At 63.5% G+C, this 25,632-nt stretch carries 28 protein-coding genes; 18 read left to right on the top strand and 10 right to left on the bottom strand.

Annotation, left to right across the window (positions count from 1 at the left end; genetic code table 11):
- Positions 1-114 precede the first annotated feature (114 nt).
- Positions 115-537: a DUF6163 family protein gene (locus FJ425_RS13620; RefSeq protein WP_140541278.1), complete on the bottom strand. Its 423-nt coding sequence runs from the start codon at positions 535-537 to the stop codon at positions 115-117.
- Entirely contained in the window at positions 534-1,577 is a 1,044-nt protein-coding gene (locus tag FJ425_RS13615; RefSeq protein WP_140724130.1) for an enoyl-CoA hydratase/isomerase family protein, read from the bottom strand. The genes FJ425_RS13620 and FJ425_RS13615 overlap by 4 nt, the downstream gene beginning before the upstream one ends.
- A gap of 177 nt (positions 1,578-1,754) precedes the next feature.
- Here FJ425_RS13615 and FJ425_RS13610 point away from each other — a divergent pair, with 177 nt between their 5' ends.
- The 5 genes from FJ425_RS13610 (at position 1,755) to FJ425_RS13590 (ending at position 5,225) form a co-directional block, all read left to right on the top strand.
- Positions 1,755-2,567: a DUF2066 domain-containing protein gene (locus FJ425_RS13610; RefSeq protein WP_140724127.1), complete on the top strand. Its 813-nt coding sequence runs from the start codon at positions 1,755-1,757 to the stop codon at positions 2,565-2,567.
- A gap of 83 nt (positions 2,568-2,650) precedes the next feature.
- Positions 2,651-3,682, top strand: a complete 1,032-nt coding sequence (hemB, locus tag FJ425_RS13605; RefSeq protein WP_140724124.1) for a porphobilinogen synthase — start codon at positions 2,651-2,653, stop codon at positions 3,680-3,682.
- Between the two features lie 50 nt (positions 3,683-3,732).
- Entirely contained in the window at positions 3,733-4,029 is a 297-nt protein-coding gene (locus FJ425_RS13600; RefSeq protein ID WP_140633949.1) for a nucleotidyltransferase domain-containing protein, read from the top strand.
- Positions 4,029-4,388 (top strand): HepT-like ribonuclease domain-containing protein, encoded by a 360-nt coding sequence (locus FJ425_RS13595; RefSeq protein ID WP_140724121.1) that lies wholly within the window; start codon positions 4,029-4,031, stop codon positions 4,386-4,388. Before FJ425_RS13600 ends, FJ425_RS13595 begins: the two co-directional genes overlap by 1 nt.
- Before the next feature lie 192 nt (positions 4,389-4,580).
- Positions 4,581-5,225: a dihydrofolate reductase family protein gene (locus FJ425_RS13590; RefSeq protein WP_140724118.1), complete on the top strand. Its 645-nt coding sequence runs from the start codon at positions 4,581-4,583 to the stop codon at positions 5,223-5,225.
- Positions 5,226-5,419: 194 nt separating this feature from the next.
- On the opposite strand, the gene ppk2 is transcribed toward FJ425_RS13590, so the two are convergent.
- On the bottom strand, positions 5,420-6,340 hold the full coding sequence (gene ppk2 / locus FJ425_RS13585) for a polyphosphate kinase 2 (protein WP_140541271.1): 921 nt from the start codon (positions 6,338-6,340) through the stop codon (positions 5,420-5,422).
- A 252-nt stretch (positions 6,341-6,592) separates the two neighbouring features.
- Between ppk2 and FJ425_RS13580 the strand changes: the two genes are divergently transcribed.
- Complete coding sequence (locus FJ425_RS13580) at positions 6,593-7,636, top strand: aldo/keto reductase (protein ID WP_140724115.1); 1,044 nt, start codon at positions 6,593-6,595, stop codon at positions 7,634-7,636.
- 5 nt (positions 7,637-7,641) lie between these two features.
- Here the strand turns inward: FJ425_RS13580 and FJ425_RS13575 are convergent, their stop codons facing one another.
- Together FJ425_RS13575 and FJ425_RS13570 are read right to left on the bottom strand one after the other, a co-directional pair.
- Positions 7,642-8,613 (bottom strand): glycosyl transferase family 90, encoded by a 972-nt coding sequence (locus FJ425_RS13575; RefSeq protein WP_140724113.1) that lies wholly within the window; start codon positions 8,611-8,613, stop codon positions 7,642-7,644.
- A 100-nt stretch (positions 8,614-8,713) separates the two neighbouring features.
- Positions 8,714-9,379, bottom strand: coding sequence for a GntR family transcriptional regulator (locus tag FJ425_RS13570; protein ID WP_140724110.1), 666 nt, complete (start codon positions 9,377-9,379; stop codon positions 8,714-8,716).
- 130 nt (positions 9,380-9,509) lie between these two features.
- Between FJ425_RS13570 and FJ425_RS13565 the strand changes: the two genes are divergently transcribed.
- Together FJ425_RS13565 and FJ425_RS13560 are read left to right on the top strand one after the other, a co-directional pair.
- Complete coding sequence (locus FJ425_RS13565) at positions 9,510-10,757, top strand: MFS transporter (protein ID WP_140724267.1); 1,248 nt, start codon at positions 9,510-9,512, stop codon at positions 10,755-10,757.
- A gap of 39 nt (positions 10,758-10,796) precedes the next feature.
- Positions 10,797-11,171 (top strand): DUF423 domain-containing protein, encoded by a 375-nt coding sequence (locus tag FJ425_RS13560; RefSeq protein WP_140724107.1) that lies wholly within the window; start codon positions 10,797-10,799, stop codon positions 11,169-11,171.
- 19 nt (positions 11,172-11,190) lie between these two features.
- Here FJ425_RS13560 and FJ425_RS32320 read toward each other — a convergent pair whose 3' ends face one another.
- Both FJ425_RS32320 and FJ425_RS31540 read right to left on the bottom strand, forming a co-directional pair.
- Entirely contained in the window at positions 11,191-11,322 is a 132-nt protein-coding gene (locus tag FJ425_RS32320; RefSeq protein WP_281407504.1) for a hypothetical protein, read from the bottom strand.
- Positions 11,323-11,380: 58 nt separating this feature from the next.
- Positions 11,381-11,524 (bottom strand): hypothetical protein, encoded by a 144-nt coding sequence (locus tag FJ425_RS31540; RefSeq protein ID WP_181175908.1) that lies wholly within the window; start codon positions 11,522-11,524, stop codon positions 11,381-11,383.
- A 175-nt stretch (positions 11,525-11,699) separates the two neighbouring features.
- On the opposite strand from FJ425_RS31540, the gene FJ425_RS13555 reads away from it, so the two are divergent.
- Positions 11,700-12,779 (top strand): LacI family DNA-binding transcriptional regulator, encoded by a 1,080-nt coding sequence (locus FJ425_RS13555; protein WP_140724104.1) that lies wholly within the window; start codon positions 11,700-11,702, stop codon positions 12,777-12,779.
- 49 nt (positions 12,780-12,828) lie between these two features.
- Here the strand turns inward: FJ425_RS13555 and opgC are convergent, their stop codons facing one another.
- On the bottom strand, positions 12,829-14,010 hold the full coding sequence (opgC, locus tag FJ425_RS13550) for an OpgC domain-containing protein (RefSeq protein WP_246677931.1): 1,182 nt from the start codon (positions 14,008-14,010) through the stop codon (positions 12,829-12,831).
- Positions 14,011-14,265: 255 nt separating this feature from the next.
- Between opgC and FJ425_RS13545 the strand changes: the two genes are divergently transcribed.
- The 5 genes from FJ425_RS13545 (at position 14,266) to FJ425_RS13525 (ending at position 19,568) form a co-directional block, all read left to right on the top strand.
- The gene (locus FJ425_RS13545; RefSeq protein WP_140724098.1) at positions 14,266-14,931 is read left to right on the top strand and encodes an alpha/beta hydrolase; all 666 of its coding nucleotides are present in this window, start codon (positions 14,266-14,268) and stop codon (positions 14,929-14,931) included.
- Positions 14,932-15,066: 135 nt separating this feature from the next.
- Positions 15,067-16,146 (top strand): toxic anion resistance protein, encoded by a 1,080-nt coding sequence (locus tag FJ425_RS13540; RefSeq protein ID WP_140724095.1) that lies wholly within the window; start codon positions 15,067-15,069, stop codon positions 16,144-16,146.
- Positions 16,147-16,264: 118 nt separating this feature from the next.
- The gene (locus FJ425_RS13535; RefSeq protein WP_140633971.1) at positions 16,265-17,836 is read left to right on the top strand and encodes a VWA domain-containing protein; all 1,572 of its coding nucleotides are present in this window, start codon (positions 16,265-16,267) and stop codon (positions 17,834-17,836) included.
- Positions 17,837-17,844: 8 nt separating this feature from the next.
- Positions 17,845-18,462 (top strand): 5-bromo-4-chloroindolyl phosphate hydrolysis family protein, encoded by a 618-nt coding sequence (locus FJ425_RS13530; protein ID WP_140541260.1) that lies wholly within the window; start codon positions 17,845-17,847, stop codon positions 18,460-18,462.
- Positions 18,462-19,568: a hypothetical protein gene (locus FJ425_RS13525; protein ID WP_140633973.1), complete on the top strand. Its 1,107-nt coding sequence runs from the start codon at positions 18,462-18,464 to the stop codon at positions 19,566-19,568. The genes FJ425_RS13530 and FJ425_RS13525 overlap by 1 nt, the downstream gene beginning before the upstream one ends.
- A 37-nt stretch (positions 19,569-19,605) precedes the next feature.
- Here FJ425_RS13525 and sthA read toward each other — a convergent pair whose 3' ends face one another.
- Entirely contained in the window at positions 19,606-20,994 is a 1,389-nt protein-coding gene (sthA, locus tag FJ425_RS13520) for a Si-specific NAD(P)(+) transhydrogenase (RefSeq protein WP_140541258.1), read from the bottom strand.
- A 179-nt stretch (positions 20,995-21,173) separates the two neighbouring features.
- Here sthA and FJ425_RS13515 point away from each other — a divergent pair, with 179 nt between their 5' ends.
- The 4 genes from FJ425_RS13515 (at position 21,174) to FJ425_RS13500 (ending at position 24,366) form a co-directional block, all read left to right on the top strand.
- A complete protein-coding gene (locus FJ425_RS13515; protein ID WP_246673474.1) occupies positions 21,174-21,857 on the top strand; it encodes an isoprenylcysteine carboxylmethyltransferase family protein in 684 nt (227 codons plus the stop codon).
- Between the two features lie 105 nt (positions 21,858-21,962).
- Complete coding sequence (locus FJ425_RS13510; protein WP_073989170.1) at positions 21,963-22,433, top strand: RDD family protein; 471 nt, start codon at positions 21,963-21,965, stop codon at positions 22,431-22,433.
- Between the two features lie 147 nt (positions 22,434-22,580).
- On the top strand, positions 22,581-23,345 hold the full coding sequence (locus FJ425_RS13505) for an arginyltransferase (protein ID WP_095767708.1): 765 nt from the start codon (positions 22,581-22,583) through the stop codon (positions 23,343-23,345).
- Between the two features lie 124 nt (positions 23,346-23,469).
- Complete coding sequence (locus FJ425_RS13500; protein ID WP_140633975.1) at positions 23,470-24,366, top strand: DMT family transporter; 897 nt, start codon at positions 23,470-23,472, stop codon at positions 24,364-24,366.
- Here the strand turns inward: FJ425_RS13500 and FJ425_RS13495 are convergent.
- Complete coding sequence (locus tag FJ425_RS13495) at positions 24,354-25,553, bottom strand: AI-2E family transporter (protein ID WP_140633977.1); 1,200 nt, start codon at positions 25,551-25,553, stop codon at positions 24,354-24,356. The genes FJ425_RS13500 and FJ425_RS13495 overlap by 13 nt on opposite strands.
- Positions 25,554-25,632: the final 79 nt, after the last annotated feature.

Here is a 25,632-nt window from a genome sequence, read left to right as displayed (position 1 = left end):
GATCTTGCAGTGAAACGGGGCCGCGAGATCGGCCCCGAAGGCCGGCCCTCGGCCGGCTTTATGGGTGGAGCATGATGTCGTCCGAAAACCGCTTCACACTTTTCGGCATCACGCTCACTGGCGGAGCCGGCGCTTCTGCAGCCAGATGGTGACCCGAAAGACGATGTAGAGCAAGGCCACGCAGGCGTGCGATACGACGATTAGCAGCCGATTGCCGAAGAGATCGGGGAAACCGGCATACATCACCGTCTCGGTCGCGGCGCAGATGAACCAGATCACCGGACCCCACGACGCCAGCATCCAGAGGCCGGCGGCGGCGAAGGGAAAGAACACCGCGAGCATCGCTGCCGCCACCTGCCAGTGCACCGGCATCAGGTCGAAGCGCCACAGCTCGCCCGGATAGATGCCGATGAGACGGATCCAATAGAGGATGCCGAACAACAGGCAGTAGCCGGCGATGACGCGCTGGAACCAGGCGAAGATGACCTCGGTAGTCGAGGGCTGCAGCACCACGCGCCTGGAGGTGACCTCGCTCACAGGACAAGCTCCTTGTCCCCGAGCGGCGCGAAATAGGCGTCGATGTCGGCCGTCCTGACCTCATGCAGCCCTGCCGGCCGCCACTCGGGCTTCGACCCCTTTTCGATGATGGCGGCGCGGATGCCTTCGTAGAAATCGTGGCCGGCAAGCATGCGGTTGAGGATGCGGAACTCCATCTTCATGCATTCGTCCATCGAGAGTGTCGAGCCGGCGCTGATCTCGCGCCAGGCGACGTGGAGGCTGGTCGGCGAACGGGTCTTGATCGTGGCAAGCGTCCTGGCGGCGAAAGCGTCGCCGGCGGCGGCCTCGTCGAGGCTGGCGATGATATCGGCAAGCGAGCTTTGCGAAAAATGGCGTGCGATCGAATCCAGGTCCTGCTGCTCCGTCTCGCGTTTTGCCGGCACGGAGAAATTGCGCAGCTCGGCACTCGGATCGCTGCTGGTCGCCAACTCATCGAGCAAGCCCGCCTGGGCCTGCGCCTTGATGGCGTGCGTGGCAAGCCCCGACCACAGCGCATCGCCGTAGCGGATGCGATTTCCCGTCAATCCGAGATACATGCCGAAGGAGCCGCCGAGATCCGGCAGCAAATGGCTGGCGCCGACATCGGGGAAGAAGCCGATGCCGACCTCCGGCATGGCGAACTGCGCGTTCTCGGTCAGCACCCGATGCGAGCCATGGAAGGAAATGCCGACGCCGCCGCCCATGACGATGCCGTCGATCAAAGCGATATAAGGTTTCTGGAAGCGGGCGATGCGGGCATTGAGCCGGTACTCATCGGCGAAGAAATCGACCGGAGGTTCGCCGGCGCGGCCGGCCTCGTAGATGTGCAGGATATCGCCGCCGGCGGAAAACGCCCTGCCCTCGGCCTTGACGACGACGACACCGACGCCCGTGTCCTCCTCCCAGGCGTCGAGCGCCCTGCCGAGCGCCTTGACCATATCGTGCGTGATGGCGTTGAGCGCCTTGGGTCGGGTCAAAGTGACCACACCCGCCTTGCCCAGCCGCTCGAAGCGGATCTCGTCGCCTCCGCCAAAATCCATCACCAGAGAATCCCTCTCTCCGCCCGCCGGGGGAGAGAAGTGCTAAAGGCGGCACGGAGACGCGTCAATGGCGGCGGTTACTGGGGAGCGCTCCTTGCGCTGGCGGGCGGCAGTGCCAGATGTTAGGTAACCGGCAAAGCACTGTGCCCGCGCCCGACAGGTTTCGAGCAGATCGACATGCCTGGAATTTTCCGCTTCGCGGTTGGATTGGTCAGTCTCGTATGTCTGGGACTGCCGGTCCGCGCCGCGCCAATCGCCGAGCTCTACCAGGCGCAGGCGATCGTCACCGGCACCGGCGAGGCAAATCGCGCGATCGGCTTCAAGGATTGCCTCGACAAGGTGCTGGTCAAGGTCTCGGGCGACCAGCGCCTGACGCAGAAGACGGAGATGCTGGCTCTGCGCGACAAGGCGGCCGACTTCGTGCAGTCCTTCCGCTATCACGACCGGCTCGAAGGTATCCCGATCCATGACGAGCAAGGCACGCATGACAGGCCGCATGATCTCACCTGCATCTACAAGCCGGCTGTCATCGACAAGCTCCTGGCGCAACTCGGCAGCAGGCCCTGGCTCGGCGAGCGGCCGCCTATCGCCGTCTTCATGACCGCCGAGCAGGGCTCGCGGCATTTTATGCTGACGCAAGACGAGCAGCGCGGCGACGCGATGCGCGAATCCTTCGCCAATGCTGCCGGTCCGCTGCTGATGCGCGTCACCTTTCCAAAGGCCGGACAGCTTGGCGGCCTGGATGAAAAGGCGCTTTCCGGGGCCGATATGGCAAGACTCGACAAGCTCGCAAAAAAAGCGGAAGCGGCCCGAGCGCTCGCCGGCAGCATCGTGTGGAGCGACAAGGAACTCGGCTGGATCGCCGACTGGCGGATGGCCGATCGCGGCAAGACCTATCGCTGGCAGGCGCGCGGCGTCAGCTTCGACGAGGCCTTCCGGGTCGCGGTCAGGGGCGCGGCGCAGATCCTGTCGGGACACGGGCCGCCGTGAGGCGCGTGCCTGGCACAATCGTGTCGCATTGGTCAGCGGCGGAGGCGCGTGGTAAAAGCCGGCGCAAATAGAGAGTTTCGGCGATGAACAAATTCACTCCCGCAAAGCCCGCCGGCGCGCGCAGCGTCGACGAGATCACCGGCAGCCGGCGGCTGCGGCGCATGCGCAAGGCCGACTGGTCGCGACGGCTGGTGCAGGAGAACCAGCTTTCGGTGAACGACCTGATCTGGCCGATCTTCGTCATCGACGGCAAGAACACGCGCGAGCCTATCGCCGCGATGCCCGACGTCTATCGCCTTTCCATCGACCTCGCGGTGAAGGAAGCCGAGCGCGCGGCCAAGCTGGGCATCCCGGCCATCGCCACCTTCCCCAATGTCGAGCTTGCGCTGCGCGACCAGACCGGCTCGCACATCCTCGACCCCGACAATGTCATCAACCGCGCCACGCGCGCTATCAAGGACGCGGTGCCGGAGATCGGCATCATCACCGATGCCGCGCTCGATCCGTTCACCAGCCACGGCCATGACGGCATCCTGCGCGACGGCATCATCGTCAATGACGAGACGGTGGAGCAGGTCGCCGCGGCGGCCGTCATCCAGGCGGCGGCGGGCGCCGACATCATCGCGCCGTCCGACATGATGGACGGCCGCATCGGCGCCATCCGCGACGCGCTCGACGCCAACGGTTTCCAGGACGTGGCGATCATGTCCTACGCGACGAAGTTCGCCTCGGCCTTCTACGGACCGTACCGCGAGGCGGTCGGCACCGCCGGCCTGCTCAAGGGCGACAAGAAGAGCTACTATATCGACCACGCCAATTCCGACGAGGCCGTGCGCGAGGCCGAGCAGGACCTCGCCGAGGGCGCCGACATGCTGATGGTCAAGCCCGGCCTGCCCTATCTCGACATCATCCGCCGGCTGAAGGACGAGCTGCGGATGCCGACCTTCGCCTATCAGGTGTCGGGCGAATATTCGATGATCAAGGCAGCAAGCGCCAATGGCTGGATCGACGGCGAAAAGGCGATGCTGGAATCGCTACTTGCGCTGAAGCGGGCGGGCTGTGACGGCGTGCTCACCTATTTCGCGCCGGTGGTGGCGGAGATGCTGAGGGGGTAGGGCTCGCCTCGCGATTTTGGAATTCTAACGAGATCCGTTAGGATGGACCCATGAGCCGGAACGAAGTGATCGAACGGTTGCAGAAGAACGCAGATGCCATCAGAGGCATGGGCGCGACTTCGCTTTATCTGTTCGGGTCGGCCGCGCGCGGCGACGCACGTTCGGACAGCGATCTTGATCTCTTCATAGACTACGATCCGGCGCGGCGCTTTTCCCTGATCGACCTCGTCGGCATCAAACAATTTCTCGAAGAGAAAATGTCGGCCGAAATCGACATCACTACGCGGGATAGCCTTCATCCGATGTTGAAAGCTGACATCGAACGATCGGCCGTGCGTATATTTTGATGGCTCCGCGTCGGATCAAGCCGATCCTCGCCGAGATCGTTGCGGCTCTGGATGGTATCGATGCTGCGACGACCGGCAAGACACTGGAAGATTTCCGTAGTGATTGGCTGCTCCGCCACGGTATCGAGCGCGGTATCGAGATTATTTCCGAAGCCACCCGGCACATTCCTGACGATCTAATCGCTCTTGCCCCAGAAATTTCCTGGAAACAGGTTCGTGGCATAGGCAACATCCTGCGTCATGAATATCACAAGACTTCCGAAGCCATTTTCTGGGCTGTCGTGACAGACAACTTGCCGGCGCCACGCGTTGCCATTGAACGCATCCTTGATGCGGCCGACCGAGAGTTGCCCAGCTAATCGCGTTTCTCGACGAAAATTGCGACGGCATCCCTTGCCGCCTTTCGCACCAATATTCCCGGGCAGCTACCATTCCTGCGACGATCCCGACGATGCCCGACTCGATCGTGCCAGAAAATACCGCTTGCATTTTGCAATCAGTCAAGCTACTCCAAAACTGATTTCAAATTACAATTGGTTTAGGAGGCAGCCATGTCCAAGTTGCGTGTCAACGCTTTCACCTTGTCGCTCGACGGTTACGGCGCCGGTCCCGACCAAAGCCTCGACACACCGCTGGGCGTCGGCGGCGAAAATCTGCACAAATGGATGATCAAGACCCGCTCTTTCCACCAGATGATCGGCAAGGATGGCGGGACCACGGATACCGACAACGATTTTGCGGTCCGCAGCTTCGAGAATGTCGGCGCGTGGATCCTCGGCCGCAACATGTTCGCGCCGAGCCGCGGCGAATGGCCGGACGACAAATGGAAAGGCTGGTGGGGCGACAACCCACCCTATCATGTTCCGACTTTCGTGCTGACGCACCACAAACGCGCACCGATCGAGATGGAAGGCGGCACGACTTTTTACTTCGTTACTGACGGCATCCATTCGGCGCTCGAACAGGCGAAGGCAGCGGCCGGCGGCAAGGATGTGCGGGTCGGCGGCGGCGTCTCGACCGTTCGGCAGTATCTGCAGGAGAGGCTGATCGACGAGATGCATCTGGTCATCTCGCCTATCCTTCTTGGCTCAGGGGAGCATCTGTTCGCCGGACTCGACATGCTGAAGCTGGGGTATCAGTGCACGGAACAGGTTGCCACGGCGGATGCCGCGCATGTGATGATCGGGCGGGCGTAGGCCAGGCTTCTCCTTCTCCCCTTGTGGGAGAAGGTGGCCTCGCGAAGCGAGGTCGGATGAGGGGTGCTCCAGCTTGGCAACGAGCTGGAAATCGTCACCGCCTCATTTCTTCCAACACCCCTCATCCGTCTCGGCGCTTCGCGCCGATCCACCTTCTCCCACAAGGGGTCCCACAAGGGGGAGAAGGAAGGCGCTCAATACTTCTCCGGCACGTAGAGTTCGCGCGGCAGCACCTGGCGTTCATATTGCGGGTTGAAGACGCGCTCCGGCAGCGTGATTTCCTCGTGCGGAACCTCCTCATAGGGCATCTGCTGCAACAGATGGTCGATGCAGTTCAGCCGCGCCCGCTTCTTGTCGTTGCCCTCGACGATGAACCAGGGCGCTTCCGGAATGTTGGTGCGGGCGAAGGTCTCTTCCTTGGCCTTGGTGTACTGCTCCCAGCGCACGCGCGACTGCAGGTCCATGGGCGAGAGCTTCCACTGCTTCATCGGATCGTGGATGCGCATCAGGAAGCGCATCTGCTGCTCCTCGTCGGTGATCGAGAACCAGTATTTCACCAGGGTGATGCCGGAACGGACCAGCATGCGCTCGAATTCCGGCACGTCGCGGAAGAACTCCTCGACTTGGTCCCCATTGGCAAAGCCCATCACCCGCTCGACGCCGGAGCGGTTGTACCAGGAGCGGTCGAACAGCACGATCTCGCCGCCCGCGGGCAGATGCGGCACGTAGCGCTGGAAATACCATTGCGACTTCTCGCGCTCGGTCGGCGCCGGCAACGCCACGACACGGGCGATGCGCGGATTGAGCCGCTGCGTGATGCGCTTGATGACGCCGCCCTTGCCGGCGGAATCGCGGCCTTCGAAGACCACCACCAGCTTCTTCTTGTGGTAGGCGACCCAGGACTGCAGCTTGATCAGCTCCGACTGCAGCCTGAGCAGCTCGCGAAAATAGGTCATGCGCTCGATGGAGGGCGGATGCGACTTCTTGTAGATCTTGGCGATCTCGAGCGAGAGCGCCGGCTCCGACAGCTCCAGCTCATAGTCCTCGTCGAGCGTATCCTCGAGTTCGGCCTCCAGCCAGTCCTTGGCCCCGGAATTCGGTTTCAGTTCATTCATCGCGCTGCTCCGTCTGCCTGTCAGCCATCACCGCTTCGGAAGCCCCGGCCGGACACTCCGTAAGCCGACTGAGATACAGAGGCGCAATGACGGTTTTATTGCAATCGCCCGGCAGCTGCATCGATATGGAAGATATGTGATCGACCCCGTATCGATAGCGGGGCGACAAGCGGCGGGAATTGTCCTACAAATCCCTCGCTCTTTCCGGCGCTCGCCACGGCGCTTCTTCAAAACAAAATTGCGAGGACCGACATGGAATACCGCACGCTCGGCCGATCCGGCTTGAAAGTCTCGACATTGACGCTTGGCACCATGACCTTCGGCGGCACCGGTCCGTTCGCCGCCGTCGGCAATTCGGATCTTTCGGAAGCCAAACGCATCATCGACACCTGCATCGATGCCGGCATCAACCTCATCGACACCGCAAACGTCTATTCCAACGGGTTGTCTGAAGAGATCATCGGCGAGGCGCTTGGCGGCAAGCGCAAGAACGATGTGCTGATCGCCTCGAAGGCGCGCATGCGTATCGGCACCGGCCCCAATGACGAAGGCCTGTCGCGCCATCATCTGATCCGCGAGTGCGAAAAGAGCCTGAAGCGGCTCAGGACCGACGTCATCGACGTCTATTTCGTCCACCAATGGGACGGACTCACCCCGGTCGAGGAGACGATCGCGGCGCTCGACACCTTGGTCAATCAGGGCAAGATCCGCTATATCGGCTGCTCCAACTGGTCGGGCTGGCAGGTGATGAAGGCCCTTGCCGTCAGCGACAGCCGCCATCAAGCCCGTTTCATCACTCAGCAGATCCACTACACGCTGGAAGCGCGGGAGGCCGAATACGAATTGCTGCCGATCTCGGTCGACCAGGGCCTCGGCGTGCTCGTCTGGAGCCCGCTTGCCGGCGGACTGCTCTCCGGCAAATACCATCGCGACAGCCCGACCGCGCGCCAGATCGGCGGCTGGACGGAACCGCCGATCCGCGATGAGGATCGCCTGTGGCGCATTGTCGACGTGCTCAACTTCATCGGCAAAGCACGCGGCGTTTCGGGCGCGCAGGTGGCGCTTGCCTGGCTGCTCGGCCGACCGGCCGTAAGCTCGCTGGTGATTGGCGCGCGCAACGAGGCGCAGCTCAAGGACAACCTCGCCGCGGCAAGCCTGTCGCTCACCGAGGACGAACGGCAGCGTCTCGACCTCGTCAGCCGGCCGCCGGTGCTTTATCCTTACTGGCATCAGCAGTTCACCGCCAGGGACCGGTTCGGGCCGGCCGATCGGGTGCTTGACCGCTCCCAAGCTTAAAGCATTCAGCCAGCGATAAAGCGCCAGACTTCCGCGTCGGGCTTTATCTGTCCGCTCAGCACGAAATATTTATAGAGGACGAGCAGCGAAATCGCCTGTTCGTCCTGCTCATTGCCGAATTTGCGGCAATGAGCGTTGGCGGCGGCGGTTATGCGTCCCGCCTCGTCGGGATGTTTTTCGAAATAGGCCACCTTGTCGACCAGGTCGGAGAAATCCGGCTGCAGCGGCACGTAATGGACGTTGGGCTCGACCTGGGCTTCGGCGAACCAGGTTTCGTAGGTCGGTTCCGGCATGAGGCAGAGTGAATTGGAGCTCATGATCCATTTCAGGTTCGTCGCGACATCATTGCCTTCGAGCGAGACGATGTAGCGATACTGTCGCTGCTGCTCGATGTTCAGGAAGGGCTTGCGGTATCCGTCCGGCGCATCGGCCCTGTGGGAACCCGCATCGCAAATCGGCAGGTCGGCGGCTTTTTCGACGAAGCGGGTGCGAATCGGATTGTTGAGATGACCGCGCCAGACCACCATCGGACGCTTGGCGGCGAAAGACAGGTTGTCGGGGGGCATGTAGAAGTGACGGAACTTGTTCAGCTTCATCAGCACGCCGTTCGCATTGTCGTCGCCGATGGGCCGGTCCTTGACGATCCTCGGGAACTCCGGAACGCCGACAACGTCGCCGAATTCGAAATCGATCAGCAGGCCGGGATCGAAATAGCGGGCGAATTCCTTGAGGTCGTAATAATACATGCTGGAAGAGGACGGCAGCTTGCCGACGGCTATGGCATCGGGACTGGGCACGAACGGGTGTTCCAGCTTGTTGTAGTAGTTCAGCCGCTCGCGAACCGTCTTGCCCGAAAGCATGGCCTGTTCAAGCCGGCTGGCGAGGCGGTCGCGAAACAGGGACTGCGGTGCGCGGTCGCGCGCGAAATTGCGCGCGTAGTAGAACAGCTTTGCGGCGGTTCGAGAGAGTGTGGCCATGCGTCCGCGAGTTCAGCAAGTCCCCCCTCGTCTCCTACAGCATTCTCCCGGCCATGTTGCAAGCCCGCTAATGCAACCGGCATTGTGTCGACGCTTTCCCTCAAGCCGCGACCACGGCAAATCCGCGTGCGCGCAAACCGCGCCGGTCGTCATGCAATGAGGTGACCAGCCGATCTCGGCTGCCGGCGATGTGAGCGGAAAGCAGCCGCGCGGCTGCCTCGGCATCGGCGCTCCTGACGGCGGCGAGGATGGCATGATGTTCGGCCCAGGCACGGCCGAGCGCCTTCTCATCGCGCACCTCCAGCCAGCGCGCACGCGACAGCCTGGTCATCGCGTCGCGCACGGCCCTGAGCAGAAACTCGTTGCCGGAAAGCCTTGCCAGTTCGATGTGGAAATCCAGGCCGACGCGATGCCACTCCTCGCGCGGCGTCTCAGCATCGCAGGAATCGAGCATCGCCGCGATCACGTCGATGCCGCCGCGGTCGTCGAGCGCCGCCGTGAGGCGAACCGCCGCGACTTCGACCGCCTCGCGGTAGACGGCGATCTGCCCAAGTTCGGCAAGGTTGATCGGCGCCACCGTCCAGCCGCGGCCGTCGCGGGCGATCAGCCCTTCCGTCTCCAGGCGCAGCAATGCGGCCCTCACCGGCGTGCGCGACGCGCCGAAGCGGCTCTCGATCCAGCGCTCGGTCAGCCGCTCGCCCGGGCCGATCTCCAAACCGAGGATCATCTCGCGAAGCTGCCTCTCGACATTTTGCATCTGCGACATTTGTCGTCCCGTTTTCCAAGCCGCGTTGACGGCGCCCGCATTGACAGCGGCGAGTGTCAGGTCCATGACGGATACCAGCTTGGTATCCCAAATTGGTATCCGTAACAACCCCAGCATTGGCACGCATGACATGACGCCCGAGGAATCCGAACAGAGCGGCTTCAACATCCATTGGCGACGCAATCTCGCCGTCTGCTTCGCCGGCTCGTTCAGCACGCTTGTCGCCATGACGCTGCTTCTTCCGTTCCTGCCGCTTTACGTCGAGCAGCTCGGCGCAGAAGGCCACGCGGCGATCGTGCAGTGGTCGGGCATCGCCTATGGCGCGACCTTCTTCGCGGCCGCGCTGGTCGCGCCTTTGTGGGGACGGCTGGGCGACCGCTATGGCCGCAAGCTGATGCTGGTGCGCGCATCCTTCGGCATGGCGATCTGCATGTCGCTGACCGGCATGGTTGAGAGCGTCTGGCAGCTGGTGCTGCTTCGGTTGCTGATCGGTTTTGCCGGCGGTTATTCATCGGGTTCGACGATCCTGGTGGCGATGCAGACGCCCAAGGAGCGCTCCGGCTGGGCGCTGGGCGTGCTGGCGGCGGGCATCACGGCGGGCTCGCTGGTCGGGCCGCTGCTGGGCGGTCTGCTGCCGCCGCTGATCGGCATCCGCGCGACCTTCCTGCTCTCCGGCGCCGTCATTTTCCTGGCCTTCCTGGCGACGACTTTCCTGATCAAGGAGAACCCGCCGGCGCCCAAGCCCGCCTCGAGGGCGGCGCCGAAAAGCGGCTGGTCGCAGATCCCCGACAAACGGCCGATCGTCGCCATGCTGGCCACCGGCATGCTGCTCGCCTTCGCCACCATGTCGATCGAGCCGATCATCACCGTCTATGTGCAGCAGCTCGTCGAGGACCGGAGCAAGGTGACCATGGTTGCGGGCGTCGTCATGTCCGCGGCGGCGCTCGGGACCATCCTATCCTCGTCCTGGCTGGGAAAACTCGCCGACCGCGTCGGCCACTGGAACGTCGTGGTCGGCGCGCTGGCGGTCTCGGCATTGCTGCTCATTCCGCAAGCCTTCGTCACCAATGGCTGGCAATTGATTGGCCTGCGCTTCCTGATGGGCCTGGCGCTGGGCGGACTGTTGCCCTGCATCACCAGCGTGATCCGCCACAACATCCCTGACGGGATCGGCGGCAATGTGCTTGGCCTGGCGATCTCGGCGCAATATGTCGGCCAGGTCGCGGGACCGCTATCCGGCGGCTTCGTCGGCGGGCATTTCGGCATGCGCTCGGTGTTTCTAGGCACAGCGGTGCTAATGGCGCTCGGCGCGGTCTATAACTGGACTGTCCAGTCGCGCCGGGCGCGGCATATGCTGCTCGAAGCCGGCGAATCCTGACCGGCGCCTCCACCTCAACCGCAGCATGGAGCATCCAGGATGAGCCTTACTGGGCAAGCATCAGACGGCGGGAGCCGCGTCCTCGTGCTGGCAGCCGGCCTCGTCGGCGCGGCCGGAGTGGCGCTGTCGGCGACGGCGGCGCATCGCGGCGGCGCCTTCACCGGCACGGCGGCCAATTTCCTGCTGATGCATGCGCCGGCATTCCTTGCCATCGGTCTTGCCGGCGGCAACCGCTGCCTCAGAATCGCCAGCCTCATTCTGCTCGCGGGCCTGCTTCTTTTTTGCGGCGATCTGCTGGCCCGCGACTTTCTCGGCTCGCGGCTGTTCCCGATGTCGGCGCCGATCGGCGGTACACTTTTGATTGCCGGCTGGGTAGCGATCGCCGTCTCGGCGCTGTGGCGTCCTCGACCGTAGGTATTTCCGGCGAGCGTTTTTAACCGGCGCGCCGCTTACGCTTGCGCGCAGGCAGGTCGTTGGCGCGGCGCCGCTCGGGCTGCTCGGTTCCGCGCGTGATGCCCCAATAGTTGCGGTAGATGTCCTGAAACAGATGACCAATCGGATGCATGACTGCTTCTCCTCAAATTGAATCGATCCAATGCGTGGATGCGAAAAATGGTTGCGGTTCAGCTGCGCTTGCGCTCCACGAAGAAGCGCAGTTCGCGACGCCAGGGACCCGCTCTGCCGCGCCGCTTCTGGCTAATGGCGGCCGAGGCGATGCCCCAGTCGTTGCGGTAGATGTCTTCGAACAAATAACTCACCGGATGCATGACACCCTCCTGTTGGAACCCGCTCCATCAAAAAGCGGATGACTTGGATCGATTCAATCATAGGCCTCGATCATGCGACGTCAAGCGGAATTTGAATCGATCCAACAAAAATGTTAGATGACCAGCAGCAATTCAGCGGTCATGTTCTCCGCGTGACCGGATTCGGAGGAACGACATGGCATCACTCCTCGAAGGCCAGGCAAGACCGATCAGGCTGGCCGACATCGCCAAGGCCGCCGGCGTCTCGCATGGCACGGCCTCGAATGTTTTCAGCCGCCCCGAGATCGTTCGCGCCGAAGTGCGCGAGCGGGTCAAGGCGGTGGCGGAGCAGATGGGTTATGCCGGTCCGGACCCGAAAGGCCGCCTGCTGCGCGCCGGCAAGGTCAACGCCATCGGTGTCGCCACCACCGAGCCGCTCTCCTACTTCTTCGACGATCCGTTCGCCCGCGTGATGATGGCCGGCATTTCCGAAGCCTGCGACGCCACCGGCGCAGGCATCGCGCTGGTCTCGGCCGCCAATCAGGAAAAGCTCGCCTGGAACATTCAGAGCGCGCTTGTCGACGGCTTTGTGCTGTTCTGCATCGAAGGCGGCTCGCGTCTTGTCGATCTGACGCGAGAGCGCAGGCTACCCTTCGTTGCGCTGGAACTCGGCTTCCAGGACGAGACCGTATCGGCCATCGGCGTCGACAATGTCGCCGGCGCCAGACTCGCCGCGCGCCATCTCGCCGAGCTTGGCCATCGCCGCTTTGCCGTCCTGTCGCTCGGCTTTGCCGACAATCGCACCGGCTTCGCGACGCCGGAAGCGGTGCGCAGCGCGGTCTACACCGGTACGCGCGATCGCCTTGTCGGCTATTTCGAGGAGCTTTCCCGCTTCGGCATCGATACGGCGAAAATCCCGGTCTATGAGACCGAGAACGAGGAAAAAAGCACCAGGGCCGGCCTCGAGGCGATCTTCGCCAGCGGCGAACCGCCGACCGCCATCCTGGCGATGTCGGACCGCATGGCCCTGATCGCCATCGACTGGCTGAGGGCACGCGGCCTCAACGTTCCCGCCGATGTCTCCATTGTCGGCTTTGACGGCGTGCCGGACGGCGCGCTGAGCACGCCGCCACTGACCACCATCGCCCAGCCGATCACCGAGATCGGCCGCCGCGCCGCGCGCATGATTCTCGACCACGACGGCGCGGTCCGGCGCGAGACGATGGGCGTCGAGTTCGTCGTCAGAGGTTCGACCGGGCCGGCACCGAAAGCCTGAGCGGGCTCAGGCAATTTGGATAGATCGCAGGCATTTCCTTGCCCTGCGGTTAGTAGCCGCCCGCCCGCGCCGGCAGCGGCTGCACGCCGAATGTCGCATGCGCAGGCTCCTCGCGCACCGGCTTGGCGCGGGATGGGCCGAGGCTCGCAAGCCATTCGAGATAGAGCGCAAGCGCGAGCTGCATGGCAATGCCTGCCGCGATCAGCAGCGTGTCGTAGGCCGGGCCGCCCGGATTGATCAGCTTCAGCACCTGCGCCGCCATGGCAAGCAGCGTGCCGGCGATGAACACCGGCAGCGAGCGCTTGCCCAGGATCGCGAGCGGATTGTCTGGCCGGACGCGGAAGAGGTTGGAGACCGCCGGCAGCCCGACGACCAGATAGCTGACCGCAAGAATGTGCAGGAGCCGCGGCAGCGACAGGAAGGTCTTGTCGAAGCCGCCGATCACCACCGGCAGGTTGAACCAGGTGATCTGACCCCAGAGCGGAGTGTGCACCCAGATCGCCGCGCCGACCACATAGATGCCGGCGGCACCCAGCAGCCATGGATTGACCGGGATGCGCCCGCCGCGCTTCACATGCAGCATGGCGGCAAGGCCGATGTTGAACAGGAACTGCCAGGACAGCGGGTTGAGGAACCAGAGGCCGGGCTCCGGATAGTTCGGCGGCGCGATCTGCCAGATGCCGGCGACGAGCCACAGCAGGCCGGACACGATCAGCGCCGGCACGGGCCGATAGCTGACGAACAGCACGAAAGCAGGCGCCGCCAGAAGCAGCGCCGCATAGACCGGCAAGATGTTGTTGTAGCCGAGTTGGTGGCCGAGCGTGACGATGCCGAGCAGCGCCTGCGGCGTGTTGCGCATCAAGGGTTCGATATTGATCATCGCCAGCATTTCCGGCCGGTGCGCGAACAGCGCGGCGGCGCAAAACAGCGCGATCACCGCCATGGTGATGACGATATGAGAGATGTAGAGCACCCCGGCGCGCCGCCACATCTTCAAGGTCGCGAGCAACCGGCCGCCCGGCTTGAACTTCGTGCCGTAGGCCAGCGCCACCGAGATGCCGGAAATCAGCACGAAGGCTTCCGCCGCGTCGGAAAAGCCGAAATTCTTATAGGTCCAGTTCTCGAAGACGGTGCCAGGCACATGGTCCACGAAAATGGTGAGCAGCGCGAGCGCGCGCAGCACGTCGATACGTGTGTCACGATCGTTGATACGTGTGTCACGATCATTCATGCGCGAGGCGCGCTCTCCGACACGCTTATCGCGGTCGTTGGGAACAGGGGTAGTCATCGACAAAAGGCCTCAAAGCTGGTTGTTCATAGCCAGCAAATGCGACCCCCGGGGCGCACCGCTTCGATTCCTCCCACGGGAGTGTATCGGCGGAAAAACGGACTGAATTGCGCCTGGTTCAATCAACTTTCGCGGAGCGCGAAAATATTCCGTTTTGAAGCCGGCAAATCAACGAATCTCTCATGGAATCAAATGGATATGAGCGCTCCCGAATATAGCGAGAAAAACAGTATCCTGCGCCAGGACCTCACCTTCCCTTACCGTCTGCTGAGGCCGGCAAACGCAAGCGGCGAGTGCCTGTTCGTGCTGCACGGGTCGGGTGTCGACGAGACGACGATGCTGCCGCTGGCAAGCCGGATCGCGCCGCGTTCGGTGATCGTCGCGGCGCGCGGCCGCATTCCACAGGAGGACGGATTTCGCTGGTTCGAGCGAATCACGCCGACCAGTTTCGAGCAAACCTCCATCCGTGCCGAGACGGCCGCCTATGCCCAGTTCGCAACGGAAGTGTCGCGCCAACATGGGCTCGATCTGCAACGCGCGACCTTCCTTGGCTATTCGAACGGCGCCAATGTCGTCTCCAGCCTGATGCTGCTCCATCCCGGCATTGTCAGACAGGCAGCGCTGTTGAGGGCGATGCCGGTGCTCGACATCCCTCCAATGGCCGACCTCGGCGGCAGCCGTGTGTTGATCATTGCCGGGGCGGCCGACCAGACCTATGGCCCTTTCGCCCCTGCCCTGGTGACACTGTTCAGCGAGCGCCGCGCCGAGGTCGACGCGCGCATCGTCGCCTCGGGCCATGAGTTTGGCGATGCGGACGCCGCGATCCTGCGGCAATGGCTGGCAGCGCCCGCGCCGGCTGCCTGAATCGTGCGCCAGCCTCTCGCAGGTAAGAGCTGAAAATGTGAGGCACTTCACACTCCAAGGCGGCATACCGCCCTACTGTCATATGTCTGTCACACACTGTCTATCGAGATACTGTTCACCGAGGGGGAGGTCTCAATGGCCGACGAGAACAGCATCACTCTGCTCGACGACACTTCGAAGTTGCCCGCCATTGCCGCCAGCCCAGGCGAGGTCGCCAGGATTGAAGGCGGCATCGATATTCGCGACCGCGCGGCGATTTCGGTCTTCGGCGACCGCGCCCAGCAGGCGGTCAGCGACTATGCCGACAAGATCCTGTCGCAGATTCGCAACCGCGATCTCGGCGACACCGGCACGCTGCTGACAGACATCATCATGAAGGCCAAGAACCTCGATCCGGCTTCGCTGAAGGAAGCAGGGTTTTTGAGCAACCTGTTCTCCTCGTTCAAGGCACGGCTCGGGCGCTTCAAGGAAAAGTATGAGGATGTCGCCGGGCAGATCGACCGCATCGGCCTCGAGCTCGACCGCCACAAGGACACGCTGCGCCGCGACATCGCCGTGCTCGACGACCTGCATGAGCAGACCAAGGATTCCATCCTCAATCTCGACGCCTATGTGCAGGCCGGCAAGAAATTCGTCGATGAATACCGCACCAACGAGTTGCCGAAGCTGAAAGCCGCGGCCGACGCTAAGGCCAGCGATTCTGCCGGAGCGCTGGAGGCGCAGACCTATCAGGACGCCGTGCAGGCACTCGACCGGCTGGAAAAGCGCATCTTCTATCTGGTGCAGGCGCGCCAGCTCGGCATCCAGCAATTGCCGCAGATCCGCATCGTGCAGTCGGGCGACGAGACGCTGATCGAGAACCTGCAGGCGACCTCGGCGCTGACCGTGCCGGCCTGGAAGCAAAAAATGGTCATCCTGCTTGGGCTGACCAACCAGAAGTCGGCGCTGGAACTGCAAAAGACCGTGACCGATGCCACCAACGAGATGATCCGCCAAACATCGAAGATGATGAAGGATCAGGCCATCTCCATCGAGGAGCAGGCGCAGCGCGGCATCGTCGATGTCGAGACGCTGGCCCAGGCCAACCGCGACCTGATCGACACGGTGCAAGGCGTGCTCAAGGTGCAGGAGCAAGGCCGGCAGAGGCGGGCCGATGCCGAAAAGCAGATGGACCAGATGACGGCCGACCTCAAGAAAGCGCTCACCGGAGCATGATGCCGAAAAGTGTGAAGCGGTTTCGGACGACATCATGCTCAATCTCTTTGATTTGGAGCCGGACGATTTCAGGTCGAGTGGACCTGAATCGTCCGGCTCGAGGGCTGACGGAGCCTCGATGCCAATGAAGCTTTCGTCCGTTCTTGCGCTGGCGGCCGCACTGCTGCTGGCGGCCTGCAATTCGAGCAACGTCAAATTCTCGATCGTCTCCGGTTCCGAAAACACGGTGCTGGAGCCGATCGTGCAGGAATTCTGCGCCAAGCAGGGCGCGACCTGTACCATCTCCTACCAGGGCTCGCTCGACATCGGCCTCGGCCTGCAGAAGGCCAGCGGGCTCGATCAGGACGCGGTCTGGCCGGCATCGAGCGTCTGGGTCGACCTGTTCGATTCCGGCCGCAAGGTCCGCAACCTCACTTCGATCGCGCAGATGCCGGTCATCCTCGGCGTGCGCAAATCCAAGGCCGCCGAACTCGGCTGGATCGGCAAGGACGTGTTCATGAAGGACATTCTTGCCGCGGTGAAGGACGGCAAGCTCAAATTTCTGATGACCTCGGCCACGCAGTCCAATTCCGGCGCCAGCGCCTATCTGGCGATGCTCTCCAGCGCGCTTGGCGGCAAGGAAGTGATCCAGCCCGGCGACCTCGACAGTCCCGCTGTCCAAGACACCGTCGGCGCGCTGTTGCAAGGCGTCGAGCGCTCTTCGGGTTCTTCGGGCTGGCTGGCCGACCTCTATGTCGATTCCGCGCGCAAGGGGACGCTCTATGACGCGATGTGGAATTACGAGGCGACGCTGAAAGAAACCAACGACAAACTGAAGCAGATGGGCGACGAGCCGCTCTATGCGGTCTATCCGGCCGACGGTGTGGCGGTCGGCGATTCCCCACTCGGCTTCATCGATCACGGGCGCGGCGCCGACGTCGAAAAATTCTTCACCAACCTGCTCGCCTATCTGCAGTCGGATGCGGTGCGCAAGCGCATCGCCGACACCGGCCGGCGGCTGCCGCTGGGCGGCGCCGCGGCCCAGGCGACGGCCGAACCCGACTGGAATTTCGACCCCGCCAAGCTAGTGACCTCGATCCGCATGCCGGAGCCGGCGGTAATCCGGACGGCGCTAAACCTCTATCAGGAGGCGCTGCGCAAGCCGTCGCTGACGGCGCTGTGCTTCGATTTCTCCGGCTCGATGGAGGACCAGGGCGAAAAGCAGCTGCAGACGGCCGCGCAGTTCCTGTTCACGCCGGAAAAGTCGAGCGAAGTGCTGGTGCAATGGACGCGGTCCGATCACATCTTCGTGCTGCCTTTCGACAGCACCGTGCGCGACATTTTCGACGCGACGGGCGATCCGGCGGGCCAGAACCAGCTGCTCGGTGACGTGGCGCAGCAGCGCGCCGGCGGCGGCACGGACATGTACGCCTGCGCCTCGCAAGCGCTGCAGAAGATCCTGGCCACCCCGGATCTGCCGAAATACCTGCCGGCCATCGTCATCATGACCGACGGCCGCACCGACGGCAGCGCCGAGCCGTTTTTGGCTGAGTGGCGCCAGGCGCCGGTACGGGTGCCGGTGTTCGGCATCACTTTCGGCGACGCCGACAAGAGCCAGCTCGACAGCTTGGCCAAAGCGACCTCGGCGCGCGTCTTCGACGGCGGCGGCGACCTTGCCGGTGCCTTCCGCGCCGCGCGCGGCTACAACTAAGGCCAACGATGCGCGGTTTGTTTGGCAATGACTGGAACTGGATCGTGGCGGGGCTGGTGTCGGCCGCGCTGCTGATTGGTCTCAGCACGCTCACCCACTTCCCCTTCCTGGTCTCGGCCGTGATCTCGGTTCTGGTCTTTGCCGGATTGATCTTCGTGCTGGCGCCGCGCCAGCTTTTCGAAGGGCTCGACCTCGGCTCGATCGGCGGCGGCCAGGTGGCGTTCGCGCGCGAATTGCTGGCGCAGGCGCAACCGGCGGCCGACCGCCTGGCGGCGGCAGCCGGCTCGATCGCCGACAAGGATATGAAGGCCAAGGTGAGAAACCTGTCCGACATTGCCACCGACGTCATATCCAAGGTCGAGGCGAAGCCGGCGAGCGCTGCTTCCGTCCGGCGCTTCCTGACCTATTACGTGCCGCAGGCGGCGGAAGTCGCGGAAGGCTATGCCGCGCTTGCCGATCGCCGCGCGCCAAGTCAGCAGCGCCTTGCCACTATCGGCGCGGTGATCACCAAGCTGCAGGATGCTTTCGTGCATTATGCCGACAGCCAGGCCGATTCCGAGCTTGGCACGCTCGACGTTGACCTTCGGCTCATCCAGGAGTCGCTGAAAGAGGATATCGGTCGCTGATGGCCCTTTCTCGTCGCGCTTTCGGACTGGGACTGCTTGCCGCCGCCGCGGCCGGAACGGGCGGCTATCTGACGCTCAAGGACCGGCCGGAATTCCGCGGTTATCTCGGCAACCGCGCGCATCTGTTCGGCTTCGTCGGCGGCGAGAAGCAGGCTTTCCTTTCCGACCCCGATGTCGTCAGCGCGCTGGCTGGCTATGGGCTGGAGCTCGACGCGCGTGTCGCTGGTTCGGTCGAGATGGTGCGCGAGCCGGCGCTCTTGACGCAGAAGCCGCAATTCCTATGGCCCTCCTCGTCGATCATGGTCGATCTCGCACGTAAGAGCGGCGTCTCGATCCGCAACGACCAGGTCGTTCTCAATTCGCCGATCGTCGTCTACACTTGGGGACCGGTGGTCGAAGGTCTGAAGAAGAGCGGCCTGGTCACCGTCGCGGCCAAGGGCGGCTACAACCAGCTCGACCTCAAGGCGTTGCTCGATGCCATTCTTGCCGGCAAGAACTGGTCGGATCTGGGCATCTCCGAGCTCTACGGCCGCGCCCGTGTCGTGTCCACCGATCCCAACCGCTCCAATTCCGGCTTCATGTTCGCAGGGCTGGTGCTCAGCCTGCTGAGCGGCGACGTGGCGACGCAGGAGCTGTTTGCCCAGCATGGCGAGGAGGCAAAGTCGATCTTCCGCAGCATGGGCCTGAAATCATCCTCGTCGGGCAAGCTGTTCGACCAGTATATAGCCGGCGGCCTCGGCGCCGAGCCGATGGCGGTGGGCTACGAGAACCAGTTGGTGGAATGGGCGCTCGCCGACCCGGCGCGCTGGCAGCGCGTGCAGGCCGGCGCCGGCGCCAAGCCGGAAATCCTCTACCCGCGTCCTACCGTCTATTCGGCGCATCCGCTGATCGTCATCGATCCGGCGGTCGATCCGCTGCTCGAAGCGCTGAGCAGCCCGAAGCTGCAGCAGCTTGCCTGGTCGAAGCATGGGTTCCGCGGGCCGCTCGGCACCGTGGCGGGCGATGCAGACGCCATCGCCGGCGTGCGTCCAGCCGAGATCGAGGCGGTGCTGCCGATGCCTTCGGCCGACGTGATGCTTTCGCTGCTGTCGCAGATGGAAGGTTAGCCGGCCGGCCTGGCCGGATTCCGCAGCGCCAATCCCCTCACCCCTGCCCCATCCTGTTCCAGGCATCCAGACCGGCGATCTTGTAGGCCTCGGCCAGCGTCGGGTAGTTGAAGGTGTTGTTGACGAAGAAGTCGACCGTGCCGCCGAGATTGATCACCGCCTGGCCGATATGGATGAGCTCGGTGGCGCCTTCGCCGACGATGTGGGCGCCGAGCAGACGGCGCGTCTCGACCGAGAACAACAGCTTCAGGAACCCGCTAGAGACGCCCATGATGTGGCCGCGCGAGGTCTCGCGAAAACGCGCCAGGCCGACCTCATAGGCGGCGCCGCTGTCGCGCACCTGCTCTTCCGACAGGCCGACCGTCGAAATCTCGGGCACGGCGTAGATGCCATAGGGAAAGCTTTCCGGCGGCGGCGGCAGGTGAACCCCGAAGGCGTGGCAAGCCGCCACCCGGCCCTGCTCCATCGACGTCGAAGCCAGGCTCGGGAAGCCGATGACATCGCCGGAAGCATAGATGTTTGAAACCGTGGTCTGGAAGGTATGCGGATCGACCTTGATGCGGCCGCGGGCGTCGGCCTCGATGCCGACCGTGTCGAGGCCGAGGCTGGCGACATTGCCGGTGCGGCCGGCGGCGTAGAGCACCATCTCCGAGCGGATGGTGCGGCCGTCGGCCAGCGTCACTTCGGCGTGGTCGGGTTTCGAGGCGATCTCCTTCACCGTGCTGCCCAGCCGAATGGTCATGCCGCGGTCGCGCATCTGGTGGATGAAGTCGTCGACGATTTCGCGATCGATGAAGTCGAGGATGGTGTTGCGCGGTTCGACCAGTGTCACCGGCACGTCGAGGGCGGAAAAGATGGTGGCGTATTCGACGCCGATGACGCCGGCGCCGATCACCGTCAGCGTGCGCGGCAGATGATGGAGCTCCAGCATCTCGTCGCTGTCGAAGACGCGCTTCTTGTCGAAGGGCACGTCGGCCGGGCGGTGCGGCCTGGTGCCGACGGCGATCAGCGCGTTGGCGAATCCGACTTCGCTGTAGTCGCCATTGTCGGCGGTCAGGCTGACCTTGTTCGGCGTGAGGAACTTCACCGCGGCGCGCGCGCTCTTCACCGTGTTGCGCATGAACTGGTGCTGCAGCACCTCGACCTCATGGTCCAGCGTCTTGTGCAGCCGGTCGACCAGGTCCGAGATCGAAATGTCCTGCTTGACCCGGTAGCCGCGTCCGTAGAAACCGCGTTCGCGCCAGCCCGAGAGGTTGAGCACCGTCTCGCGCAGCGTCTTCGACGGGATGGTGCCGGTGTGCACCGAGACGCCGCCCAGGCGCCGGCCCCTGTCGACCACCAGCACCGACTTGCCGAGCTTGGCCGATTGCACTGCGGCGCGGCGCCCCGAAGGGCCGCTGCCGATGACCAGCATGTCGTAGTCCATGTCCCGTCCCCTTTGTGCGCCGCAGCAAGCTAGACCGGGAAGAATGTCATGTTCAACAGGCAACACCATTCCCTCGGCTGGCGAATCCGCCGACGCAACCAAAAGCATGCGAAACCTTAACCGGACGGCAAGGCTTGCGTGCAATGGTCCATGTCGAGGGGACCACCGGGGCAACAGAGTTGGCGATTTCCAAAAGCGATGCGCTGCCTGGCGCAGAGACCGGTTTCTGGTCCGGCCTTCAGAGCAGCGCGGTTCTCACCGACCTGCGCGAGGGCCTGTTCCGTTTCATCGCGCTGGTGGTCGCCGCGGTCTTCGTCTATCGCGGTGCGCGTCACCTCGTCATCGATCCGGGCCGGCTGAACATCCTGCTGCTCATGATCTCCGACGTTCTGACTTTTACCTGGCTGCTGCTGGCGCGCCGACCGATTGTCCGCGACTGGAGCCCTTTCACGGTATTCATCTCGGTGACGGCCGCTTTCGGTTCGGGTTTCGTATCGCTCCAGGACGGCATCGCCGTCATCCCGCTCTATATCGCGGCGCCGCTGCAATTCCTGGCGCTGTGGCTGGTGATCTGGGGGAAGATGTCGCTCGGCCGCTCCTTTGCCATCCTGCCGGCCAACCGCGGCGTCGTCACCGGCGGCGCTTACCGGTTCGTGCGACACCCAATCTATGCCGGTTATCTGGCAGGGCACATCCTGTTCCTGCTGTCGAGCTTCTCGCTCTACAATTTCGCCGTCTACGCGATCATCACCCTGTTCCAGGTCCATCGCATCCTGCGCGAGGAGCGCATCCTGGCGCTGACCGAGGAGTATCGCGACTATCTTGGGCAGGTTCGCTACAGGCTCTGTCCCGGCATCTTCTGACGTCGCGCCCGGCGGTGGCGGGCACATTCCTTGAATTCCAGGCCGCCCTCACCATTTGAAAGGCGGCAGGCATTCCCATGGGGGTGCTGCGATCGAGGAACGGATATGAACGCACGCGTATTGGACGGCGAGATCATCACGACCAGGTTCGAGGACACCCGCGCCTATCGCGGGGTGCGGACAAGGCGCATTTTCGCCTTCCTGCTCGACTATTTCTTCGTCGCGCTGCTGACCATTCCCTTCGCCATCCTGGTCGCCATTCTCGGCCTGTTGACCTTCGGCCTCGGCTGGGCGCTGTTTTCGGTGCTGGTGCCGATGGTCGCCATCCTCTACATCTGGAACACGCTGGGCAGCCGCGACCAGGCGACGACCGGCATGAAGATCATGGGCATCCGCCTGGAGAAGCTCGACGGCAGCCGCATCGACGGCATGACGGCCGTGGTGCACTCTGTGCTGTTTTGGGCCGGCAACGTTATCCTGACGCCGCTGGTGCTTCTGGTCACGCTGTTCTCCGACCGCAAGCGCACGCTGCACGACCTGCTGCTCGGCACCGTGGTAACCCGCACCGATATCTGACGGATTCACGGCCGCGCGCATCAAACCGCCGCGTCGCCTGTGCTTAAAAATGAACAGGCCAAGGCCATCGCGGCAGCATAATCCTGTTGAATTTTTCGGCGACCGGGCCAAAGGTAGGGCGATTCGCAGGAGCGTTTCCAAGATTAGATGACGCAGCATCCGACCCAGTCGCCGCAGTTCTTCCTGACCGCGCCGTCGCCGTGCCCCTACTTAGAGGGACAGTTCGAGCGCAAGGTGTTCACGCACCTTGTCGGCGACAAAGCGCCAGAGATGAACGACCTCTTGACGCAAGGCGGCTTTCGGCGCTCGCAGAACATCGCCTACCGTCCGGCCTGCGAGTCGTGCCGCGCCTGCGTGTCGGTCCGCATCCTGGCACAGGAATTCAGCCCCAGCCGCAACATGCGTCGCGTCATCCAGCACAATGCCGACCTCGTCGGCGCCATGCATGACGCGCAGCCTTCGACGGAGCAATACTCCCTCTTCCGCAGCTATCTCGACGCCCGGCATCGCCGCGGCGGCATGTCGGACATGACCGTGCTCGACTATGCGATGATGGTGGAAGACACGCATGTCGACACCAAGATCATCGAATACCGGCGTCGCGGCCCCGACACGTTTATCACCGGCAAGGGCCATGGCGAGCTGATAGCCGTCGCGCTCACCGACAAGATGGCCGATGGCCTGTCGATGGTCTATTCCTACTTCAATCCCGACTTCGAGGACCGCTCGCTCGGCACCTTCATGATCCTCGATCACATCGCCCGCGCCAAGGCGATGGGACTGCCCCACGTCTATCTCGGCTACTGGGTCAACGGCTCGCGCAAGATGAATTATAAGATGCGCTTCATGCCGCAGGAGCATCTCGGCCCTAAAGGCTGGGAACGCTACGACCACGAAGCGGTTAGTCGCTGAACCGCCCCACGCTTCATCCATAAATGTTTCAAGGAGGAGGACGCCGGTCTTTCGGCCCTCAGGCTGGAACGAGTGCGGCGTGGCCGCTGTGCGCCTCCTCAAGACTGCTTTGCGAGATGCCCAAGTGTCCACCCATACCGACCACCAAAAAGGCCTCCTGATCACCGCCGTAGGCGGCCTCACATTGACCGTCGACATACCGCTGATCCGGCTCGCCGACGGCACGCCCTGGACGATCATGATGTTGCGCACCGCCACCACCTTGCTGGCCGGGCTGGTGGTGTGGGCCGTCTGGCGATCGTTCGACCGGAACGCACCCCGGCTCATTCCGGGCTGGTCGGGACTTGCCGTGGCCTTTTGCTACGGCATGACCGGGATATGCTTCGTCACGGCGGTCTATCACACCTCGACAGCCGACCTTGTCTTCATCCTGGCCTTCAACACCGTGTTCGCGGCGCTGCTGTCATGGCTCTTCCTCAAGGAAAAACCGCAGCCTGCAACCGTCATCGCCATGCTGGCAATGATCTTCGGCGTGCTGATCATCGTCGGCGGCTCCGTCGGCACCGGGCATCTGTTCGGCGATTTCATGGCGCTTTGCTCGACCTTCTTCGTCGCCCTGGCGATCACCATTTCGCGCGCTAGCGGCAAGGACATGGGCTTCACCGCGCTGGTCGGCGTCATCCTGCCGCTGGCGCTCGCCGTGTTCATGGTTTCAGGCGAAGGCATTCACGTGAACGCGCCGTGGTGGATCGTCTTCAACGGCGCCGTGATCATGCCGATCTCGTTCTTCTGCCTTGCCAACGGACCGAAATACATTTCAGGCCCGGAGGTGGCGATGTTCTATCTGCTGGAGACGGTGCTGGCACCGGTCTGGGTCTGGCTGATCTTCGCCGAGGCGCCCACGCGCAACAGCCTGATCGGCGGCACGATCCTGACCGTGACTTTGGTGGCGCATTCGCTGTGGCAATTGCATGAGGGCCGCAAGCGCCGTGCCGCGCTTGCCGTGGTTCACCCGGCCTGAACTTTCCTCGGCTCGGCCGCCGCTTCGATCTGCGGCGGCGCGCCGGCCTCGTCGGCGTCAGGCGCAAGCTCGTCCATGATCTCGACCTCGCGTAGCCATTCGCGCCAGATGGCGACGAGCAGCGCCATCAACACCGGGCCGATGAACAGGCCAAGAAAACCCATCGTCTTGACGCCGCCGATCAGGCCGAAAAAGGTCGGCAGGAAAGGCAGCTTGATCGGGCCTCCGACCAGCTTGGGCCGCAGGGTCTTGTCGACGATGAAGAGCTCGACCGCGCCCCAGATGAACAGGGCCGCGCCGGCAAAAAGCTTGCCGCTGGCGGCGAGGTAGATCGACACCAGGGTGAAGGAGAGCGGCGCCCCGCCCGGGATCAGCGCCATGATGCCGGTGAGCGCGCCGAGTGTCACCGGCGACGGCACGCCGGCAAGCCAATAGGCGATGCCGAGCACCAGGCCCTCGCCGATGGCGATGATGGTCATGCCCGTCACGGTCGAGGAAATGGTTGCCGGCACGACGCGCGAGATCCGCTCCCAGCGCGTCGGCAGGATGCGTTCGCCGAGACGATCGATCTGGGCCGCGAAAGCCTCGCCGTCGCGATAGGCGAAGAACAGCGCGATCATCATGAACAGAAGCGTCAGCATCAGGCTGAAGGCGCTGCCGCCGGCGGCCAGGGCACCGCGATAGATGCTGCCGATATTAGAGCCGCTGATCAGCTGGATCAACTCGCCGATACCGCCGGGGTGGCCGAGATAGGCCGTCCACTGCTCGTTCAGCCATTCGCCGACCACCGGCATGGTGGCGATCCAACCCGGTGTCACCGCGCCGTGGCGATTGGTCTCGATAGCCCAGGTAACCCACTCGCGCAGCTCATTGATGGCATAGGTGCCGGCAAGCGCGATCGGCACCACCAGGAAGGTGAGGATGAAAAGGATCGCCAAGGTCGCGCCGACCGTGCGGTTGCCACCAACGCCAACGAGCAACCGGCGGTAGAGCGGCCAACTGGCGAAGGCGATGACAAGCGCCGCCAGCACCGGGAACAGGAAACCGTGGAAGAAATAGACGCCGGCGGCGACGATCAGCACCAGGAGCCAACGCGCCGCCGACAGCGGCGGGATGACGGCCGCCCTGAGCGGCGTCGACAAGCCGAACAGTCGCTGCCCCGGCTTCTGGATCTCGGCGCGCTTCAATCCGGCGTTGCTCCCTGCCTGATGGTTCGATGGATGCTTATGCACCATCATAGTGCAGCAATCGTGACGATAGTCCAAA

The organism is Mesorhizobium sp. B2-7-2 (assembly GCF_006440775.1).
GTDB lineage: Bacteria > Pseudomonadota > Alphaproteobacteria > Rhizobiales > Rhizobiaceae > Mesorhizobium.
The sequence above is the reverse complement of the archived record's forward strand: the minus strand, read 5'-3'. Positions and strand labels throughout refer to the sequence as shown.

Excerpts from the sequence above, each read along its gene's own strand:
- FJ425_RS13615 (WP_140724130.1), bottom strand. The coding sequence starts at position 1,577 with ATGGATTTTGGCGGAGGCGACGAGATCCGCTTCGAGCGGCTGGGCAAG.
- FJ425_RS13610 (WP_140724127.1), top strand. The coding sequence starts at position 1,755 with ATGCCTGGAATTTTCCGCTTCGCGGTTGGATTGGTCAGTCTCGTATGT.
- hemB (WP_140724124.1), top strand. The coding sequence starts at position 2,651 with ATGAACAAATTCACTCCCGCAAAGCCCGCCGGCGCGCGCAGCGTCGAC.
- FJ425_RS13600 (WP_140633949.1), top strand. The coding sequence starts at position 3,733 with ATGAGCCGGAACGAAGTGATCGAACGGTTGCAGAAGAACGCAGATGCC.
- FJ425_RS13595 (WP_140724121.1), top strand. The coding sequence starts at position 4,029 with ATGGCTCCGCGTCGGATCAAGCCGATCCTCGCCGAGATCGTTGCGGCT.
- FJ425_RS13590 (WP_140724118.1), top strand. The coding sequence starts at position 4,581 with ATGTCCAAGTTGCGTGTCAACGCTTTCACCTTGTCGCTCGACGGTTAC.
- ppk2 (WP_140541271.1), bottom strand. The coding sequence starts at position 6,340 with ATGAATGAACTGAAACCGAATTCCGGGGCCAAGGACTGGCTGGAGGCC.
- FJ425_RS13580 (WP_140724115.1), top strand. The coding sequence starts at position 6,593 with ATGGAATACCGCACGCTCGGCCGATCCGGCTTGAAAGTCTCGACATTG.
- FJ425_RS13575 (WP_140724113.1), bottom strand. The coding sequence starts at position 8,613 with ATGGCCACACTCTCTCGAACCGCCGCAAAGCTGTTCTACTACGCGCGC.
- FJ425_RS13570 (WP_140724110.1), bottom strand. The coding sequence starts at position 9,379 with ATGTCGCAGATGCAAAATGTCGAGAGGCAGCTTCGCGAGATGATCCTC.
- FJ425_RS13565 (WP_140724267.1), top strand. The coding sequence starts at position 9,510 with ATGACGCCCGAGGAATCCGAACAGAGCGGCTTCAACATCCATTGGCGA.
- FJ425_RS13560 (WP_140724107.1), top strand. The coding sequence starts at position 10,797 with ATGAGCCTTACTGGGCAAGCATCAGACGGCGGGAGCCGCGTCCTCGTG.
- FJ425_RS32320 (WP_281407504.1), bottom strand. The coding sequence starts at position 11,322 with ATGCATCCGATTGGTCATCTGTTTCAGGACATCTACCGCAACTATTGG.
- FJ425_RS31540 (WP_181175908.1), bottom strand. The coding sequence starts at position 11,524 with ATGCATCCGGTGAGTTATTTGTTCGAAGACATCTACCGCAACGACTGG.
- FJ425_RS13555 (WP_140724104.1), top strand. The coding sequence starts at position 11,700 with ATGGCATCACTCCTCGAAGGCCAGGCAAGACCGATCAGGCTGGCCGAC.
- opgC (WP_246677931.1), bottom strand. The coding sequence starts at position 14,010 with ATGAATGATCGTGACACACGTATCAACGATCGTGACACACGTATCGAC.
- FJ425_RS13545 (WP_140724098.1), top strand. The coding sequence starts at position 14,266 with ATGAGCGCTCCCGAATATAGCGAGAAAAACAGTATCCTGCGCCAGGAC.
- FJ425_RS13540 (WP_140724095.1), top strand. The coding sequence starts at position 15,067 with ATGGCCGACGAGAACAGCATCACTCTGCTCGACGACACTTCGAAGTTG.
- FJ425_RS13535 (WP_140633971.1), top strand. The coding sequence starts at position 16,265 with ATGCCAATGAAGCTTTCGTCCGTTCTTGCGCTGGCGGCCGCACTGCTG.
- FJ425_RS13530 (WP_140541260.1), top strand. The coding sequence starts at position 17,845 with ATGCGCGGTTTGTTTGGCAATGACTGGAACTGGATCGTGGCGGGGCTG.
- FJ425_RS13525 (WP_140633973.1), top strand. The coding sequence starts at position 18,462 with ATGGCCCTTTCTCGTCGCGCTTTCGGACTGGGACTGCTTGCCGCCGCC.
- sthA (WP_140541258.1), bottom strand. The coding sequence starts at position 20,994 with ATGGACTACGACATGCTGGTCATCGGCAGCGGCCCTTCGGGGCGCCGC.
- FJ425_RS13510 (WP_073989170.1), top strand. The coding sequence starts at position 21,963 with ATGAACGCACGCGTATTGGACGGCGAGATCATCACGACCAGGTTCGAG.
- FJ425_RS13505 (WP_095767708.1), top strand. The coding sequence starts at position 22,581 with ATGACGCAGCATCCGACCCAGTCGCCGCAGTTCTTCCTGACCGCGCCG.